Origin of the sequence: Flavobacterium crocinum, from assembly GCF_003122385.1 — a bacterium.
In the GTDB taxonomy this organism is placed as follows: domain Bacteria; phylum Bacteroidota; class Bacteroidia; order Flavobacteriales; family Flavobacteriaceae; genus Flavobacterium; species Flavobacterium crocinum.
In genome coordinates this window covers 118593-135360 of the sequence record NZ_CP029255.1, presented here as the reverse complement: position 1 = coordinate 135360, position 16768 = coordinate 118593, and the positions used below count along the sequence as shown (strand labels likewise).

Annotated in this window: 14 protein-coding genes; 8 read left to right on the top strand and 6 right to left on the bottom strand. The window is 32.9% G+C overall.

The window, feature by feature from the left end; translation table 11 throughout:
- Positions 1-122: 122 nt before the first annotated feature.
- The 3 genes from HYN56_RS00680 to HYN56_RS00670 form a co-directional block, all read right to left on the bottom strand.
- Positions 123-2612, bottom strand: coding sequence for a DUF5686 and carboxypeptidase regulatory-like domain-containing protein (locus tag HYN56_RS00680; RefSeq protein WP_109190430.1), 2490 nt, complete (start codon positions 2610-2612; stop codon positions 123-125).
- Between the two features lie 191 nt (positions 2613-2803).
- Entirely contained in the window at positions 2804-3217 is a 414-nt protein-coding gene (gene aroQ / locus HYN56_RS00675; RefSeq protein ID WP_109190429.1) for a type II 3-dehydroquinate dehydratase, read from the bottom strand.
- A 156-nt stretch (positions 3218-3373) separates the two neighbouring features.
- Positions 3374-3937 (bottom strand): porin family protein, encoded by a 564-nt coding sequence (locus tag HYN56_RS00670; protein WP_109190428.1) that lies wholly within the window; start codon positions 3935-3937, stop codon positions 3374-3376.
- 286 nt (positions 3938-4223) lie between these two features.
- On the opposite strand from HYN56_RS00670, the gene HYN56_RS00665 reads away from it, so the two are divergent.
- From HYN56_RS00665 to HYN56_RS00645, 5 genes are all read left to right on the top strand, one after another.
- The gene (locus HYN56_RS00665; protein ID WP_109190427.1) at positions 4224-4814 is read left to right on the top strand and encodes a porin family protein; all 591 of its coding nucleotides are present in this window, start codon (positions 4224-4226) and stop codon (positions 4812-4814) included.
- Between the two features lie 198 nt (positions 4815-5012).
- Entirely contained in the window at positions 5013-5582 is a 570-nt protein-coding gene (locus tag HYN56_RS00660) for a porin family protein (protein ID WP_109190426.1), read from the top strand.
- 305 nt (positions 5583-5887) lie between these two features.
- Positions 5888-6499, top strand: a complete 612-nt coding sequence (locus HYN56_RS00655; RefSeq protein ID WP_109194688.1) for a porin family protein — start codon at positions 5888-5890, stop codon at positions 6497-6499.
- 82 nt (positions 6500-6581) lie between these two features.
- Positions 6582-7478 (top strand): site-specific tyrosine recombinase XerD, encoded by an 897-nt coding sequence (gene xerD / locus HYN56_RS00650; RefSeq protein WP_109190425.1) that lies wholly within the window; start codon positions 6582-6584, stop codon positions 7476-7478.
- A gap of 222 nt (positions 7479-7700) precedes the next feature.
- Positions 7701-9149 (top strand): PAS domain-containing sensor histidine kinase, encoded by a 1449-nt coding sequence (locus tag HYN56_RS00645; protein WP_240622638.1) that lies wholly within the window; start codon positions 7701-7703, stop codon positions 9147-9149.
- 69 nt (positions 9150-9218) lie between these two features.
- Here the strand turns inward: HYN56_RS00645 and rny are convergent, their stop codons facing one another.
- The 3 genes from rny to HYN56_RS00630 form a co-directional block, all read right to left on the bottom strand.
- The gene (rny, locus tag HYN56_RS00640) at positions 9219-10778 is read right to left on the bottom strand and encodes a ribonuclease Y (RefSeq protein ID WP_091497308.1); all 1560 of its coding nucleotides are present in this window, start codon (positions 10776-10778) and stop codon (positions 9219-9221) included.
- A gap of 209 nt (positions 10779-10987) precedes the next feature.
- Positions 10988-11281, bottom strand: a complete 294-nt coding sequence (locus HYN56_RS00635; protein WP_109190423.1) for a cell division protein ZapA — start codon at positions 11279-11281, stop codon at positions 10988-10990.
- Between the two features lie 4 nt (positions 11282-11285).
- The gene (locus tag HYN56_RS00630; RefSeq protein ID WP_109190422.1) at positions 11286-11576 is read right to left on the bottom strand and encodes a hypothetical protein; all 291 of its coding nucleotides are present in this window, start codon (positions 11574-11576) and stop codon (positions 11286-11288) included.
- 181 nt (positions 11577-11757) lie between these two features.
- Here HYN56_RS00630 and HYN56_RS00625 point away from each other — a divergent pair, with 181 nt between their 5' ends.
- The 3 genes from HYN56_RS00625 to HYN56_RS00615 all read left to right on the top strand — a co-directional run bounded on the left by HYN56_RS00625 (position 11758) and on the right by HYN56_RS00615 (position 16726).
- Complete coding sequence (locus tag HYN56_RS00625) at positions 11758-13440, top strand: M23 family metallopeptidase (protein WP_109190421.1); 1683 nt, start codon at positions 11758-11760, stop codon at positions 13438-13440.
- Positions 13441-13451: 11 nt separating this feature from the next.
- Positions 13452-15917, top strand: coding sequence for a TonB-dependent receptor (locus tag HYN56_RS00620; protein ID WP_109190420.1), 2466 nt, complete (start codon positions 13452-13454; stop codon positions 15915-15917).
- Between the two features lie 89 nt (positions 15918-16006).
- Positions 16007-16726, top strand: a complete 720-nt coding sequence (locus tag HYN56_RS00615; RefSeq protein ID WP_091497321.1) for a CREC-EF hand family protein — start codon at positions 16007-16009, stop codon at positions 16724-16726.
- Positions 16727-16768: the final 42 nt, after the last annotated feature.

Genomic DNA, 16768 nt, shown 5'->3' with positions numbered 1-16768 from the left:
TCCGTTTACTCTATAAGAATAAACGGATTTTTTATGCATGTTTGTCATTTTTAATATAGTAGAAACATTTTTACAGTATTCACACTTTTCCTTTGAACCTTTGTTCCTCTGCACCTTTGTGCCTAGTCTAACGCATTCAAAATCTTCAATCCAAACACAACTCCGTTTTGCTGAATGCCGCCCTGGTAAGAATGCACATAATCTACACGGAATAATTTGAATTTGCCAAAACCTAAATTGTCTAGACCAACCGTGAATTCTGTATAGGGTTTTCTGTCAGGAATGGCCAACGAATGAAACCCAAGATTCATAGTCGATTTTAGAAGATTTAATAACGGAATCTTATTCATAACATATCCGTTGTCATTATGTTCCAGATGCATTTCAAAATAACGGTCATTTGTGCTGTTGGTGTAATATGGCATTAAATTGAAAACGTTTAAATAACGACCAGTGGTTCCAATATGGGTTTGATTTCCGTTAAAATGTCTGTAATCAATAAAAGCGATATTTTCGGCATTAAAGAATTTTCCGGCTCTGAAATTCATTCCCAAAGTACCTTTGTTGTTTAAATTCAAATCATATTGTACGGCAGCGCCTATTCTCTCAAATTCATATTTCTTTTCACTGGCGGCAAAAGCTTTTTCAAAACCTAACATTACAGTAGGATATCTGTCATCTGTGAAATTGTATCTTCCGTCAGGTCTTGAAATGTATTTGTTTCCAAAATTAATTCGCGCATTTATGGCTGTTTTAAACAAATGGTGCTGTTCAAATGGAGCATTCGTAAAATCATTTGGATCAAGAGGATTGTTAGAAGAATACAAATCGTCTCTTTTAAAGAAAGAATAATCAGTGGTGTTAAAAAGAGGTTTTCGTTGTTCGTAAGCCACTTTTCCGTAAAGATTAACTCCGTTTAAAACATTCTGAGAATAATTAACCTGAGCATATTCCAGATTGTACAATTTCATATAATTATCTTTAAAAAATAAAGAACTTACTGAATTGACCAGTTTTGTAATGGGTTCGCCACTATTGAACTGAGCAACTTTCGTCCCGCCCGAAGCTCCAATTGTGGCATAATTTATATTGTTGAACTTATGAGAGAAATATCCGGTTGCCCTAAAACGCTCATCTGAAAAACCATAATTAAATGTTGTACCAATAGAAGTAGATTTTCCTTTTTCTTCATTTTCTTTTCTAAATGAGAAACCGGTATCTAAGTTGAATCCCTGAACAGTATTGAAACTTAAAGAAGCAATATTCAATAAGCCGTCATAATTAAAATAATGTTTTTTAAAAGTGTTTTTATAATCGTAACCCATTAAAATATCCCAAACCTTAAATTTGTTGCTTTTAGCATCTACAGAGTCGGTATATTTTTTTGAGGTTCTAATGGTGAGAAGACTGTCTTTCTTCGTGTAATCATTACTTTCTTCTATTGTTAGCGGAATAGGGCGGATTTCATTCCAAAAGGCATTATCTTTTTTATTGGCATTGGCCTCAAAAGAAACAATTTCGTTTCCAAAAGTTTTCTTTTCAAAAGAAGATGGAAATTCATAATTCGAATAAACATAATTGAACTTACCGTTAAATTTTATTCCAAAAATACCCGCAGTAAAAGAAAGTGTCTGTGCATTTTTGGACCAGATTTTATTCTTCGCATTATAACTGAAACTCTGTGTTAAAGACATAGTTTCGGTAAACTCATTTTTCATTCGGTAGCCCTTAATATCTAAATCAATGGCATAAATCGCAAAACTATCATCAACAATATAAATATAGCCTTCAAAAACAGGTTCTTTATCTCGTTTTGGAATAATTTTTATTTTATAAATCTGGTTTTTATTGTCGTCGTAAAAACTTCCCTCCAATTTGTATTTGTAATAGTTGAAAGCATTATCTGCAATCGGAGAAATCATTTTAACGTCAAAATCTAAGGTATTATCATAAAAGTCATAAGTAGATAATGCTGCTGTGTTGTAGCTGTAGCCCCGATTGTTTCCGGAAATTTTAGAAGCAATGATTCTCTCCTTTAATTTGAATGGTTTTTCGAAAGTAATTTTAGAAACAGTTTCGGAGAGGTATAAAATTCCAGATCCTGTAGAATCAAGGTTAGAAGCCATATCTGGTCCAAGATCGACTTTTTGACCCAGTATTTTTTTAGGAAGATCTTTTACTTTAAACATCCCCTTCGAATAAAAATCGGCAGTAAATCTTGCCGTTTTATCTGAGTTTTCCTTTTTGTTGGCAATAGCATTTTTTATAATGGCATTGGCCGGATTGTTTTTAGGATCAATAACAACTTCATTTAAAGCAAAACTTTCCTCAATTAGTTTTACATCTAAAGTAATAATTTTGGAATCAGGAGAAATTGTAATTTTCTGAGTTTTAAAACCTAAATATTGAAAAACAATTCGATTTTTACCGATTTCTTTTACCTGAAGCTGATATTGTCCCTGCTCGTTTGAAGTCGTTCCGCGGTAAGTTCCTTCTTCAAAAATAGAAACAAAAGGTAACGGATTTCCCTTTTCATCGGTAACAGTTCCTTTGATTTGGGCGAAAGTAGAAATTGAAAATAATAAAAAGGCAAATAATGTAAAGTTTCTCATGTAAGTGGTTTCTCTTACAAAAATAGAATAACTTAAAAACGAGCTTATTAATAATTTGTTAAATTAAAATAAGTGTATTAATGAATTGTAGAGTTCTATTGTTTAGCTATAAAAATTCGATTGTCAGGCTGAGCGAAGTCGAAGCTTTTCACAGTGGATAAGTCCTTCGACTTCGCTCAAAGAGACAATATTTATAAAAAAGATTGAATCGCCAATTCGTAGCTTTTTAGTCCAAAGCCTAGAATAACACCTTTTGCATTTCCAGATAAATAGGATTGGTGTCTGAAACTTTCACGAGCATAAGTATTGGAAATATGAACCTCGATAACCGGAGTGGTAACGGCTTTCATCGCGTCACCCAAACCGATAGAAGTATGCGTATAAGCACCGGCATTTAAAATAATTCCATCAAACGAAAAACCAACTTCCTGAATTTTTCCAATTAATTCGCCTTCAATATTACTTTGATAATAAGAAAGTTCAATGTTTGGAAATTTTTCTTTCAACGTTTCAAAATAATCTTCAAAAGTTTGACTTCCGTAAACTTCCGGTTCACGTTTTCCTAAAAGATTCAAATTGGGTCCGTTGATAATGCAGATTTTCATGTTTAAATTATTTATGTTGAGGTATTATATTTTTATTTGATTTTGTCATTGCCATTGTCATTGGTATTGCAATTGATTTTTGCCATTGAACTTTGTAAAAATAAAAAAACCGCTCTAATTAATAGAACGGTTTTTATAAAAGTATGTGATATTCTTTTAGAACATAAATCCTGCTGAAATCTGGAATACAGAGTTTTTAATGTCAGCATTTTTTGATGCTTCAGTTAGTCCTATTCCATAACGTCCTTGTAAAAAGATGCTTTCAGTAAGTTTTACTCCTAATCCGGCATTTAGACCAAATTCAAAAGTCTCACCGTCATTAACATTAAAATTATCTCTTTCACTAACTAGGAAAGATGCTTGTGGACCAGCTTCGATGCTAAAAGTATTATTTAAATAAAATTTAGCCATTACAGGAATTGTGATGTATCCTAATTCATTTTTAATGTCCTCACTTACTTCATCAAATTTATATTTCGCTCCTACAGTAGAGTATAAAAGTTCAGGCTGGATAGAAAATTTATCTAATAATTTTACTTCTGCAACAAGACCTGCATGATAACTTGTAATTCCTTCTTTATCAACTGAAATTCCATCAAAGTTTCCTCCAGTTTGATTAGCAAAGTTAACCCCAGCTTTTACTCCTAATTTTAAAAGTTGAGCATTCATCGTTGCTGATGTTGCTAGGAACAATACAGCGGCTACAATTATTTTTTTCATAAAAATGTTTTTTAAATTTTGGTATTTAAATGTTATTCTAAAGTTCAAAACTACATATTTAGCATTTTATTGCCTTATAATTTAGATTAAATAATTAATAAAATTCCCACTATAAATCTTTTTTTGAGTAGTTAAACGAGGATTTTTACAGTTATAATGTTGATTTTCAGCTTTGTTTTTAGTTGATTTTTTATGTCTTATTTTAATATTTTTTAAACTTCTGGGGGATTTATTTTTGTAGGTCTAATCTTAGTTTTGGTATCAAATAAATTAATAAATTATAAACATGAGAAATTTTTTTTTGGCTGCTATTGCAGTGATGAGTTTTGGGGTTGTTAATGCGCAGGATATTAAGTTTGGAGTAAAGGGAGGTGTTAACCTTTCAAATTTTACAGGTGATATTGAAGATGCATCATCTAAAGTTGGCTTTCATGTAGGTGGTTTTGCAGAATTTAAGCTTTCAGATAAATTCGCGATTCAGCCAGAGCTTTTATATTCTGCTCAAGGAGCCAAATTTGAAGATTCTTTTTCTAAAGAGAAAGTTAGCATGAGTTATTTGAATATTCCTATTATGGCTAAGTACTATATTATCGATAAGTTGAGTGTCGAAGCTGGTCCACAAGCTGGGTTCTTATTATCAGCAAAATCAAATTGGGAAAGTAGTTACAATGGAAAAGTTGCTTCTGGAAAAGATAATATAAAAGATATTTTTAAAACAACTGACTTTAGTTTTAATGTCGGAGCAGGGTATGATTTTACAGAAAATTTATCAGCTGGGTTGAGATATAATTTTGGTCTTTCAAATATTTCAGATTCTAAAGAAGGTGGTAAAATTCATAATAATGTAATTTCATTGTCATTAGGATACAAATTCTAAATTGAACTTTCATTTCTTAAAAAGCCTTTTCATATTTACGAAAAGGCTTTTTCTCTTTTTATATAAAAAATTAAGACCAAATTCATCTTCAATTAACCATATCTATACTTATTACTATTTTATTTGTTAAAATCCAAATTAGTTTTTATGAAGAATATTTTTATATTTGGTTATTAAATTTAACCAAAACAAATTAAGATGAAGAAAATTATTTTATCTGCCATCGCAATAATGGCATTTGCATTTACCAATGCTCAGGAAACCAGATTTGGAGTAAAAGGAGGACTTAACTTAACAACTTTTGCCGGTGGGAATTACTGGGATGCTAAATCTTTAGTAGGTTTTCATGTTGGAGGTTTTGCTGAAATCAAAGTAATTGAAAGATTGGCAATTCAGCCTGAGGTTTTATTTTCAACTCAAGGTGCAAAACTTGATGATTTAGATGTAAATTCTAAATTAAACTACATTAATGTACCAGTCTTAGCTAAATTTTTTATTACAAAACAATGGACAGTAGAGGCAGGTCCTCAAATTGGATTCTTAGTTTCTGCTAAAGTTGATGGAGAAGATGCGAAAGACGCATACAAATCAACTGATTTTGGCTTTAACTTTGGAGGAGGATACAATTTTACCGATAATCTTTCAGTAAACATTCGTTACACTGTTGGTATTTCCAATGTAGCAGATTACAATGCACAAGATTTTGATGAGTATTTTGATAGCCCCAAAAACAGTGTTTTTGCACTTTCTTTAGCTTATAAATTCTAATTTTCTAAAATAGAATATTTGAAAGCCTTTCATTTTGAAAGGCTTTTTGTTTATATATTATTTTTAAATGAAAAATATTATTTTTTTTGCCTGTAAGGTAATTGCAAATGATGGGGATATATCATCTTTAAATATTGGATTTAATTACAAGTTTTAATTGTTTTCGACTAATAAATAAATCTTTCTGCTCTTGGGAAGGTTTTTTTTTTTTATAATAAATCTTAACAAATAAAATTTTAGCTTATGCGTTTTTTATAGGTAAATTTTTATATTTGGTTCAATTAATTTTAACCAAAAACAAAAAAATGAAGAAAATTATTTTATCTGCAATGGCAGTTATGGCATTTGGATTTGCAAATGCACAAGAAGTTAAGTATGGAGTAAAAGGTGGTTTGAATTTGTCAAGTTTATCGGGTGATACAGACGGAATGGACCTGAAATCAAAATTTGGCTTTCATGCAGGTGGTTTCGTTGAAATAAAATTTTCTGAGAAATTTGCAATACAGCCTGAGCTTTTGTACTCTACACAAGGTACCAGATTTGATGATATGGAGGTAGAGGGGTATAAAACAAAAACATGTTTTAATTTCGATTATATTAATGTACCGGTTATGTTCAAATATTTTGCTGTAGAAAAGTTTTTTATTGAAGCCGGTCCTCAAATTGGGTTTTTAACTTCAGCAAAAGCAAGAGTAAAAGTAGATCAGCTTAATATAGACAATAAAGAAGATATCAAGGAAAATTTTGAATCAATTGATTTTGGATTAAATTTTGGAGCCGGATATGAGTTTACTGAGAATATATTTGCCAGCGCCAGATATAATTTAGGTTTAGCTAATATTGCTAAAACTGAAGCCGGTGATGATTCAAAAGTTCATAATGGTGTTTTTTCAGTATCAGTAGGATATAAATTTTAATCAGGATTTTAAAATATTGAAAAAGACCTTCCTCTAAAAAAGGAAGGTTTTTTTATGCCAAAAAATCACTTACTTTGTAAATATGAATTGGAGCAGATATATTAAAGATTATCAGTCGTATTTGAGGATCGAAAGAGGTTTGTCTAAAAATACGATTGAAAATTACGGCTTTGATATTGAAAGGCTTTGTCTTTTTTTAGAAACCAATCAAATTGAGGTTTCGCCAATCAAAATCTCCGACGAAACTTTACAACAGTTCATTTATGCTGTTGCAAAAGAAGTAAATCCAAGATCACAGGCACGAATTATTTCCGGACTAAAAAGTTTCTTTAATTATCTGGTTTTTGAAGATTATAGAAATGATAATCCGCTGGAATTAATCGAAGCTCCAAAAACGGGTCGTAAGTTGCCGGATACTTTATCGCTTCAGGAAATCGATAATTTGATCGATGCGATAGATTTAAGTACCAATGAAGGAGAGCGAAACAGAGCTATTCTTGAAACGCTTTATGGTTGTGGACTTCGTGTTTCGGAATTAACGACGCTTAAAATTTCAGATTTGTTCTTCGATGAGGGTTTTATTAAAATTACCGGTAAAGGAAATAAAGAAAGATTTGTTCCAATAGGGTCATTAACTCAAAAGTATATTGATATTTATAAAAATGCTGTCCGTCCGAATTTAAATATCAAAAAAGGAGCTGAGGATACCTTGTTTTTAAATCGAAGAGGAAATCAATTAACCAGAGCTATGATCTTTACTATTATAAAAGATTTAGCTCAAAAAATTAATCTGAAAAAAAATATAAGCCCCCATACGCTAAGACATTCCTTTGCGACACATCTGCTTGAAAATGGTGCAGATTTAAGATCGATTCAATTAATGTTAGGCCACGAATCAATTACAACAACTGAAATTTATGTGCATTTAGATCGCAGTTTCTTAAAAGAAGTGATGCATAGTTTTCATCCAAGAAAATAATTTTTTGAAAGTGACGTTTGTTTTGTTGTAAAAATTTATATATTGTGTTAAAATGTTGTTGTAATAAAAACAATAATGAAATAAGTTGTGATTTTTCTCTCTTTTTTAAAGAAAAAATCTAAATATTTTATTTACATAAAGAAGTAGTATATGGTTTTTGATTTATATGGGAATGACGATTGCTTGGAGGTAAATAATTTTTATAAAAAATTGTTGGCCGAAATGCCTGACTTACTTTTTCAATTTATTATTGATACTGATAATAATTATTCATTCCCGCTTGTAAGCAAGTCGGCAGATGAAATATTTGAGCTTTCTGCGACCGATTTTACTGATGATATAAAGCTTATAATTTACAATAGAATTGTACCGCAAGATCGTGAGTATTTTTTTCAATCTTTGGTTAAAGCCAGAAAAGAAATTACCCCTTGGGAAATAGAGTTCAGAGCTATCCTTCCTAAAAAAGGAATCCGCTGGTTTAAGATTTCGGCGAAAACAGAATTGGCTATGGATAGCAATGTTGTTTTTTACGGACATGTTTCGGATATAACAGAATTAAAAGACAAAGAAGAAAAGCTTAGGATATCCGAAGAACGTTTTCAATTTGCTCTTGATGCTTCTACTGTCGGAATTTGGGATTGGGATATGGTCACTAATAGTGTCTTTTATTCTTCGCTTTCGCTTAAAATTTTAGAATTGGAATCAACTGATATTTTTGATGATCCGGAACGCTGGGATAAAATTGTGCATCCAGACGATCTGCCAAAATATTACTCGGACATTCAGGAACATTTTGATAATAAAATTCCATATTATGAAAATTACCATCGTGTAATGACATCAAGTGGTAATTATAAATGGATTCTGGATCGTGGGAAAGTAATTAAACGTGACGAAAACGGAAAACCTTTACGTGTAATTGGAACGCATACAGATGTTTCTGCTCAGAAAGAAAAAGAATTGGAGCTTATAAAAACGATGAAATTGTATAGCGATCAGAATAGTCGTTTGCTAAACTTTTCGCATATCGTTTCGCATAACTTAAATACGCAAGCCGGAAACATAAAGTCGATTTTAGATTTTATTGATGCCGACGTGAGCAGACAGACTGTCGAAGAAATGCTGGAACATTTGCGTACCGTTTCGAATGATTTAAATGAGACCATTTCAAATCTGACTCAGATTGTAAAAACGCAAAGTAATATCAATATTGCAGTTGTGCCTTTGAAGTTATGCGAGTATATCGAAAAAACGATTTCAACCATCAAAGGATACGATAAACAACGCAACGTGACAATAATAAATAATGTTCCGAAGTATTTGACTATTAATTTTAATCCGGCGTATATGGAGAGTGTTTTGTTGAATTTTACAACCAATGCTATAAAATATGCCCATCCGGAAAGAGATCCTGTTATAGTGTTTGATTTTGCTTTGGAGCCTGAAGGTTTTAAATCGCTTAAAATTACAGATAACGGATTAGGGATTGATTTGAAAGTGTACGGAGATTTATTATTCGGAATGTATAAAACTTTTCATAAACATGAAGAAGCCCGCGGAATTGGACTGTATATCACCAGAAATCAAATAGAAGCGATGAAAGGGACAGTTTTGGTAGAAAGTGAAGTAGGAGTGGGAACGAGCTTTAAAATCGTTTTTAATGATATGTGAGGTTTAAATTAGAGGTAAAAAGAAAGGCTGTCAATTGACAGCCTTTCTTTTTATATAATATATCCTCGATTATTTAGCAATATTAACAGCTCTTGTTTCTCTGATAACTGTTACTTTAACTTGTCCAGGATAAGTCATTTCTGTTTGAATTTTTTGTGAAATTTCGAAAGATAAGTTTGCAGCATTATCATCAGAAACTTTTTCGCTTTCTACAATTACACGAAGTTCTCTACCCGCTTGGATTGCATAAGCATTTTTAACTCCGCTGAATCCGTAAGCTACATCTTCAAGATCTTTCAGACGTTGGATATAAGAATCTAAAACTTGACGTCTAGCGCCTGGTCTAGCTCCAGAAATAGCATCACAAACTTGGATAATCGGAGAAAGTAATGATTTCATTTCAATCTCGTCGTGGTGTGCTCCAATCGCGTTGCATACTTCTTCTTTTTCACCGTATTTCTCAGCCCATTGCATACCCAATAATGCGTGTGGTAAATCACTTTCTGTATCCGGCACTTTTCCGATATCGTGTAATAAACCAGCTCTTTTTGCCAATTTCACGTTTAGTCCTAATTCTGCAGCCATGATACCGCAAAGTTTAGAAACCTCTCTTGAGTGCTGTAATAAATTTTGTCCGTAAGAAGAACGGTATTTCATTCTACCAACAACTTTAATCAATTCAGGATGTAAACCGTGAATTCCTAAGTCGATTACCGTACGTTTTCCAACTTCGATAATTTCGTCATCGATTTGTTTTGCTGTTTTAGCAACAACTTCTTCAATTCTTGCAGGGTGAATACGTCCGTCAGTTACTAATTTGTGTAAAGACAAACGAGCAATCTCTCTACGAACAGGATCAAAACAAGAAAGAATGATTGCTTCCGGTGTATCGTCAACAATGATTTCAACTCCCGTAGCTGCTTCAAGCGCTCTAATGTTACGTCCTTCACGTCCAATAATTCTACCTTTTACATCATCAGATTCAATGTTGAAAACAGAAACACAGTTTTCAACCGCTTCTTCAGTTCCAACTCTCTGAATAGTATTAATGATGATTTTCTTCGCTTCTTGTTGCGCAGTAAGTTTAGCCTCTTCAATAGTTTCCTGAATGTGAGACATGGCTTTAGTTTTAGCTTCTGCTTTTAAACCTTCCACTAATTGCTCTTTTGCTTCTTCAGCAGAAAGACCGGAAATTACTTCTAATTGCTGTAACTGGCTTTTGTGAAGTTTGTCAACTTCAGCCTGTTTTTTGTCTAAAACCTCAATTTTATTGTTGTACTCAGCAGTTTTAGCTTCAAAATCGTCATTGACTTTTTTAGCTTTAGAAAGTTCGTTTGAAACCTGAGATTCTTTGTCGCGAACGCGTTTTTCTACTTCAGCTACTTTTTTATCGCGTGCTAAAATAACTTGTTCGTGTTCCGATTTCAATTCGATAAAACGCTCTTTTGCCTGAAGGATTTTATCTTTTTTAATGTTTTCGGCTTCTAAATTAGCGTCTTTTAGGATTGAAGCAGCTTCTTTTTTAGCGTTTTTGATGAGGTTTGAAATATTACTTTTCTCGATAATTTTAGCTATTGCAAAACCTGCCGCAATACCTACAATACCAATAATGATCGTTATGATGTCCATGTTTGTTAGGGTTTATATATAAAAAAAGCCTACATTAATTGCTTGTATAAACTCGTAAAGACAAGTTTTGAGCTAACTCACTGTTCAAGTTTCCCAGCCAAAAGGAGGGCATACTATAGTAGCGACGATTTGCTCATTCTAAATTGTTAGTGTTGAGTTTACCAATTGTGAACTAATGTAGGCAGTATCTTAGTTTTTGTAAAGAACGTTTAATTTTCGAGATATTGATCTAAAAGCGTGTTTAATCTTTTAATTCTTTCGATAGTTTCTTCTCCATCGATTGCGTTATCAATTTGTTTTTGTTCTACCTGCGATGCGAATTGTAATGCGCACATAGCCAGAACATCTTGTTTGTCACGAACCGCATAATTTTCTTCGAATTGCTTTATCATAGCATCAATTTTTTTTGAAGCACTTCTAAGTCCTTCTTCCTGAGTTGGTTCAACCGTTAACGGGTAAACACGATCGGCAATTGATATTTTAATTTTAAGCTTTCCGTCCATATTACTAATCTGATAGTTGTGCTATGCAGTAATCGATTTCGCGAATTAATGAATTTATTTTAAGCTTTGTCTCTCTCTTGTTATTGTCGCTGCCAAGTAACGAATTGGCTATCTTAAGTGTCTCATTTTGCTTATTCAAAGCTTCAATTTCTTCAGATTGTTTCTGGATAATTTGCGCAGCTTTGGCTAGTTCTAATCGCAATACCTGATTATTTTTCTCCAAACCTTTTGATTTTTCAAAAAGCTTTTCGACTTTATATTCAAGAGTATCAATTATTTCTGCAATTACACTCATTATACATCCTATTCATTACTTAATCCTACAAAGTTAATATTCCTTTTTATTAATGCAATTTTTTATCGATTTTTTTGCATTAAAATAGATAAATCAATGTTTTTCAGTTAATTGTATTTTTTGTAGTTTTTTACTTGCTTTTTTTGGTTGATTTTTGCTTATATTAGCAAAAATGTTGCTTATGAGATTTTCTGTACTTACCCTTTTGATTTGTAATTTTCTATTTGCTCAAACGCAATATCCTAAAGATTATTTCCGTCCTCCGCTTGATATCCCGATGCAGCTTTCCGGTAATTTCGGAGAGTTACGACCAAATCATTTTCATGCTGGTTTTGATTTAAAAACCAATCAGAGAGAAGGTTTGAGCGTACACGCAATTGCAGATGGTTATGTGTCGAGAATTAAGATTTCGACTTTTGGAAACGGTAAATGTATTTACATCACACATCCAAACGGTTATACTTCTGTTTATGGGCATTTACAGACTCCTGTTGGAGCTATTTTAGATTATGTAAAGGCGACGCATTACAGAGAGAAAGCCTATGAAATCGAAATGTTTCCAAAGCCGGATGAAATTCCGGTTACTAAAGGGCAAATTATAGGTTTGTCAGGAAATACGGGTTCATCTGAAGGACCACATCTTCATTTTGAAATTCGCGATACTAAAACCGAATTTGTAATCAATCCGATTTTCTTTGGCTTTGACCAAAATATAAAAGATACCAAAAAACCAACGTTGTCCAGTCTTTATGTTTATCCTCTGGATAATGCAACTGTCAATCAGTCTAAACAGCCTTTGTTATTAACAATGACACTTCAAAAAGATGGGAATTATTTAGCATCAAAAGTAAAAGCAAACGGAAAAATTGGTTTCGGAATCAATGCGATAGATACCGATGATGTTTCCTATAACAAAAACGGTGTCTTTAATGTGACCAGTTTTTTAAACGGAGATCCAAATTATAATTATCAGTTCAATACTTATTCTTTTGATGAAATGCGTTACATCAATGCATTTATTGATTATTCAAGATATAAAAAAACGAGTCAGCGCGTGCAGAAGCTTTTCATGAAAACGCCTTTTGCTTTAAGTATTATTAAAACAGATTCACTTCGCGGTATTATAAAAACAGAACCGAATCTGACTTCGACTTATAGAATAGAAGTTTCGGATTATTTTGGGAATTTAAGAACAGTTACTGTTCCTATTGAGTTTGACAGTGTAACTCCAATTGTAGATTCAGAACCCGTTACAGCTCCATATTTTGTTCGATACAACAAAGATTCTAATTTTGAAAAAGACAATATGTCGGTGTTTTTTCCGGCCGGAACTTTCTATGAAGATTTTAAGATGAACTTTGATGTTCGAAATAAAAAACTTTACATTCACGACGATACCGTTCCGGTTCATTCCAATTTCACCATAACAATAAAAGACGATTCTTATCCCGAAAATTTAAGAGATAAATTGTATATCGGAAGAGGAACAAGTCATAACGGCACTATAAGGAAAGGTGATGTTTTTACAGCCAAAGCTAAAATTTTAGGGACATACGGTTTGGTTTTGGATACTATTCCGCCAGTTATTAAAATTGCAAAACCAATTCAGGACAAATGGATAAGTGATCAAAAGAGGATTGATCTTACAATTGGTGATTCGTTATCAGGAATAAAATCTTATAACGGCTATATTAACGGAAACTGGGTTTTGTTCGAATATGAAAACAAAGCCAGAAGAATTACGCATGTTTTTGACGATGCTTTACTGAATGAAGGGCCAAATGATTTAAAAGTTGAAGTTGTTGATAATGTAGGAAATACTGCTATCTTTGAAACTCATTTTTTTAGAAGTCAACAAAAATAAAACCCTAATCTTTGAATCATAACAGGTTTATATTCGCTTTTCTTTTCGTATTTGTCAGCTGTATTTCATTAGCGCAGACGGCCAGTATTAAAGGAGTCATTTTAGATACAGACAAACATCCTGTCTCAAATGTAAATATTTCTTCGCAGGGAAATTCTGTGCAATCTGATTCGAATGGTTTTTTTGAAATTACAGTTCCTTCCAATAGAAAGGTCTCTCTGATATTTACCCATGTTTCTTTAAAAATGATCAGTTTAACGGTTAATTTAAAAACAAATGAAGTTTTTGTTTTTAATCCGATTATGAACAATTCTCAGGAACAAATGGGGGAAGTTTTTGTTTCTTCGGGAAATAGAAAACGAGTTCAGGGAATTGCAACTATTGATACTGAAACCATAAAAAAGATTCCGGGAGCCAATGCGGGAATCGAAAATGTTCTGAAAACGCTTCCGGGTGTAAATTCCAATAATGAATTAAGTTCACAATATATGGTTCGCGGAGGGAATTATGACGAAAATCTGGTTTATGTGAATGAAGTTGAAGTATATCGTCCGTTTTTAATTCGTTCAGGACAGCAGGAAGGTTTGAGTTTTACCAATACCGATTTGGTGCAAAATGTTGAATTTTCTGCTGGTGGATTTCAGGCAAAATTTGGCGATAAATTGTCTTCGGTTTTAGATATTACGTATAGAAAACCAACTCAGTTTGGCGCTTCGTTTGAAGCCAGTTTTTTGGGCGGAAGCGCTTCTGTAGATTTGGTTTCTAAAAATAAAAAATGGTCAGCTGTAACGGGAGTTCGTTACCGAAATAATAGTCTGTTGGTAAATAGTCAGGATACGCAAACCAATTATACGCCGACTTTTGGAGATATTCAGACGAATATTAATTATGATATTTCTGAAAAATGGCAGATGAGTTTTCTTGGAAATATTTCAGAAAATAAATATCTGTATCAGCCTTTAACCCGCGAAACTAAATTCGGAACAATTGATCAGCCGATGGCGCTTGCGGTTTATTATCAAGGTCAGGAAAAAGACCAATATGATACTTATTTTGGTGCTTTGAAAACAACTTATAAAGCTTCGTCTTCGCTTACGCTAAAGCTAATTGGTTCCTTATTTCATACAACAGAGAAAGAGCATTTTGATATTTTAGCGCAATATCGTTTAGGAAATGTTGATCCTGAAAATCCAACAGATCCATCTGCAATAGATTTTACGCGTGGAATTGGTTCGCAACTAAATCATGCCCGAAATGATTTGGATGCATTAATTGCTAATATCGAATTAAAAGGGACAAAAGAGTGGAAAGAAAGTCAGCTGGAATTTGGCTTAAAATATACTAGAGAATCTATTCGGGATAGAGTAGTAGAGTGGGAAATGATTGATTCTGCCGGATTCTCTATAAATCCGCCAATCGCAATTTTGCCAGAAAATAATCAGCCTTATAGTCCTTATACTGGACCGTTATTGCCTTATCAGGATATTCGCGCCACAAATTTCAATACAATCAATAGGTTTTCTGGTTATGCACAATGGAACAAACAAACTGAAATAGGTTCAAGTAGAGTTTGGTACCATCTTGGAGCTCGTTTTCAGAGCTGGAATGTTTCAGGAGTCTCTGAAGAAGGAAAAAATCAAACTGTGGTAAGTCCGCGTGCGCAGTTTGCCATAAAACCGGATTGGGAGCGTGATATGGTTTTCAGGATTTCTGGAGGATTATATCATCAACCGCCATTTTACAGAGAACTCCGTGATTTGGATGGAGTGGTAAACCCGAATGTGAAAGCGCAGGAAGCGGTTCATGTCGTTTTGAGCAACGATTATAATTTTAGAATGTGGAATCGCCCTTTTAAATGGGTTACAGAGCTTTATTATAAATCACTTTCAGATGTCAATGTATATTCTATTGATAATGTCCGAATTCGTTATGTAGCCAATAATAATGCTAAAGCTTATGCGCAAGGTTTAGATTTTAGGCTGAATGGAGAATTTGTTCCAGGAACAGAATCGTGGGTGAGTTTTGGTTATATGAAAACGGAGGAAAATTACGAAAACAAAGGATATATTGCCCGTCCGACAGACCAAAGATTGAAATTTGCGATGCTGTTTCAGGATTATATGCCGAATATTCCAAGTGTAAAAGTATATCTGAATTTAGTTTACAATACAGGTCTTCCGGGCGGAGCGCCAGCTTATTCTGATCCGTATTTGTATCAAAGCAGGTTAAATGATTACAGAAGGGCTGATATTGGTTTTGCTAAAGTTTTTGTTGACAGCAGTACACAAAACACAAAAAAAGGCTGGCTGAAAAATTTTAAAGAATTAGCTGTAGGATTAGAAATTTTCAATCTTTTTAATAATCAAAATGCGATTACCAATACCTGGGTTCGTGATGTATATTCTAAAAATCAATATGCGATTCCAAATTATATGACTTCGAGGGTTTTTAACGTTAAGATTAATGCGAGGTTATAATCGCTTTTATAATTGCTTAGTAAAATTCAATAAAAACAGAAATTACAATCAAAAATAGTATATTTGGTAATCGTATATAATCGTTGTAGATGAAAAAGTATTTTAAATATATCGCCCTAATCCTTGTCGGAACCGTAATTAGTTGCCGTGAGGAAGTAAAAAAGCCAAAAGTAAGTTATGATGTTTCAAACAAGGTAAGTATTGCCAAAACAGATACGACTCAAATTGAAATTGCCGATTTGCCAATTCAAATGGAAGGAACCAATTACTTGATTCATCCTGTGGGAGATTTAAGAGTTTTTGAAAGAGGCTCAAAAGCACGTTACGGATCTTCGAGTGTAAACGATGTGAGTTTTACGATTTCTAATTTAGGCGAATATGAAATTACAGGTTATTTGCAAAATTTGAAATTCCAACAAGTAGATTCAGATTCAATTCGTCCTTTATCAGATAAACCGGTTTTAATTCTAACAGCAACGTATTTAAAAACAGTTGCAGACAGAACTCATAATAATGTAATGGTTTACACGCTGACAGATTCTGATACTAACAAAGATGGGAAAATTGATACCAGCGATATTAAAACGTTGTACTTAAGTGATATCAGCGGAGAAAATTTTACCAAAGTCTCGGCAGATCTGGAAGAATTAGTAGACTGGAATTTAATCGAATCTAAAAACCGTCTGTATTTTAGAACAATCGAAGATACCAACCAAAATGGTCAGTTTGATAAAAATGATGTTTTGCATTATAATTATATAGATTTAGCTTCAAAAAAATGGGAAGTTAAAAGTTATAAACCTATCTAAGTAAGCTACTAAGGTTCTGAGATGCTAAGATTCTAAGATTTT

Bases quoted from the DNA above. Each gene is read 5' to 3' on its own strand.
- HYN56_RS00680 (WP_109190430.1), bottom strand. From the start codon at position 2,612: ATGAGAAACTTTACATTATTTGCCTTTTTATTATTTTCAATTTCTACT.
- aroQ (WP_109190429.1), bottom strand. From the start codon at position 3,217: ATGAAAATCTGCATTATCAACGGACCCAATTTGAATCTTTTAGGAAAA.
- HYN56_RS00670 (WP_109190428.1), bottom strand. From the start codon at position 3,937: ATGAAAAAAATAATTGTAGCCGCTGTATTGTTCCTAGCAACATCAGCA.
- HYN56_RS00665 (WP_109190427.1), top strand. From the start codon at position 4,224: ATGAGAAATTTTTTTTTGGCTGCTATTGCAGTGATGAGTTTTGGGGTT.
- HYN56_RS00660 (WP_109190426.1), top strand. From the start codon at position 5,013: ATGAAGAAAATTATTTTATCTGCCATCGCAATAATGGCATTTGCATTT.
- HYN56_RS00655 (WP_109194688.1), top strand. From the start codon at position 5,888: ATGAAGAAAATTATTTTATCTGCAATGGCAGTTATGGCATTTGGATTT.
- xerD (WP_109190425.1), top strand. From the start codon at position 6,582: ATGAATTGGAGCAGATATATTAAAGATTATCAGTCGTATTTGAGGATC.
- HYN56_RS00645 (WP_240622638.1), top strand. From the start codon at position 7,701: ATGCCTGACTTACTTTTTCAATTTATTATTGATACTGATAATAATTAT.
- rny (WP_091497308.1), bottom strand. From the start codon at position 10,778: ATGGACATCATAACGATCATTATTGGTATTGTAGGTATTGCGGCAGGT.
- HYN56_RS00635 (WP_109190423.1), bottom strand. From the start codon at position 11,281: ATGGACGGAAAGCTTAAAATTAAAATATCAATTGCCGATCGTGTTTAC.
- HYN56_RS00630 (WP_109190422.1), bottom strand. From the start codon at position 11,576: ATGAGTGTAATTGCAGAAATAATTGATACTCTTGAATATAAAGTCGAA.
- HYN56_RS00625 (WP_109190421.1), top strand. From the start codon at position 11,758: ATGAGATTTTCTGTACTTACCCTTTTGATTTGTAATTTTCTATTTGCT.
- HYN56_RS00615 (WP_091497321.1), top strand. From the start codon at position 16,007: ATGAAAAAGTATTTTAAATATATCGCCCTAATCCTTGTCGGAACCGTA.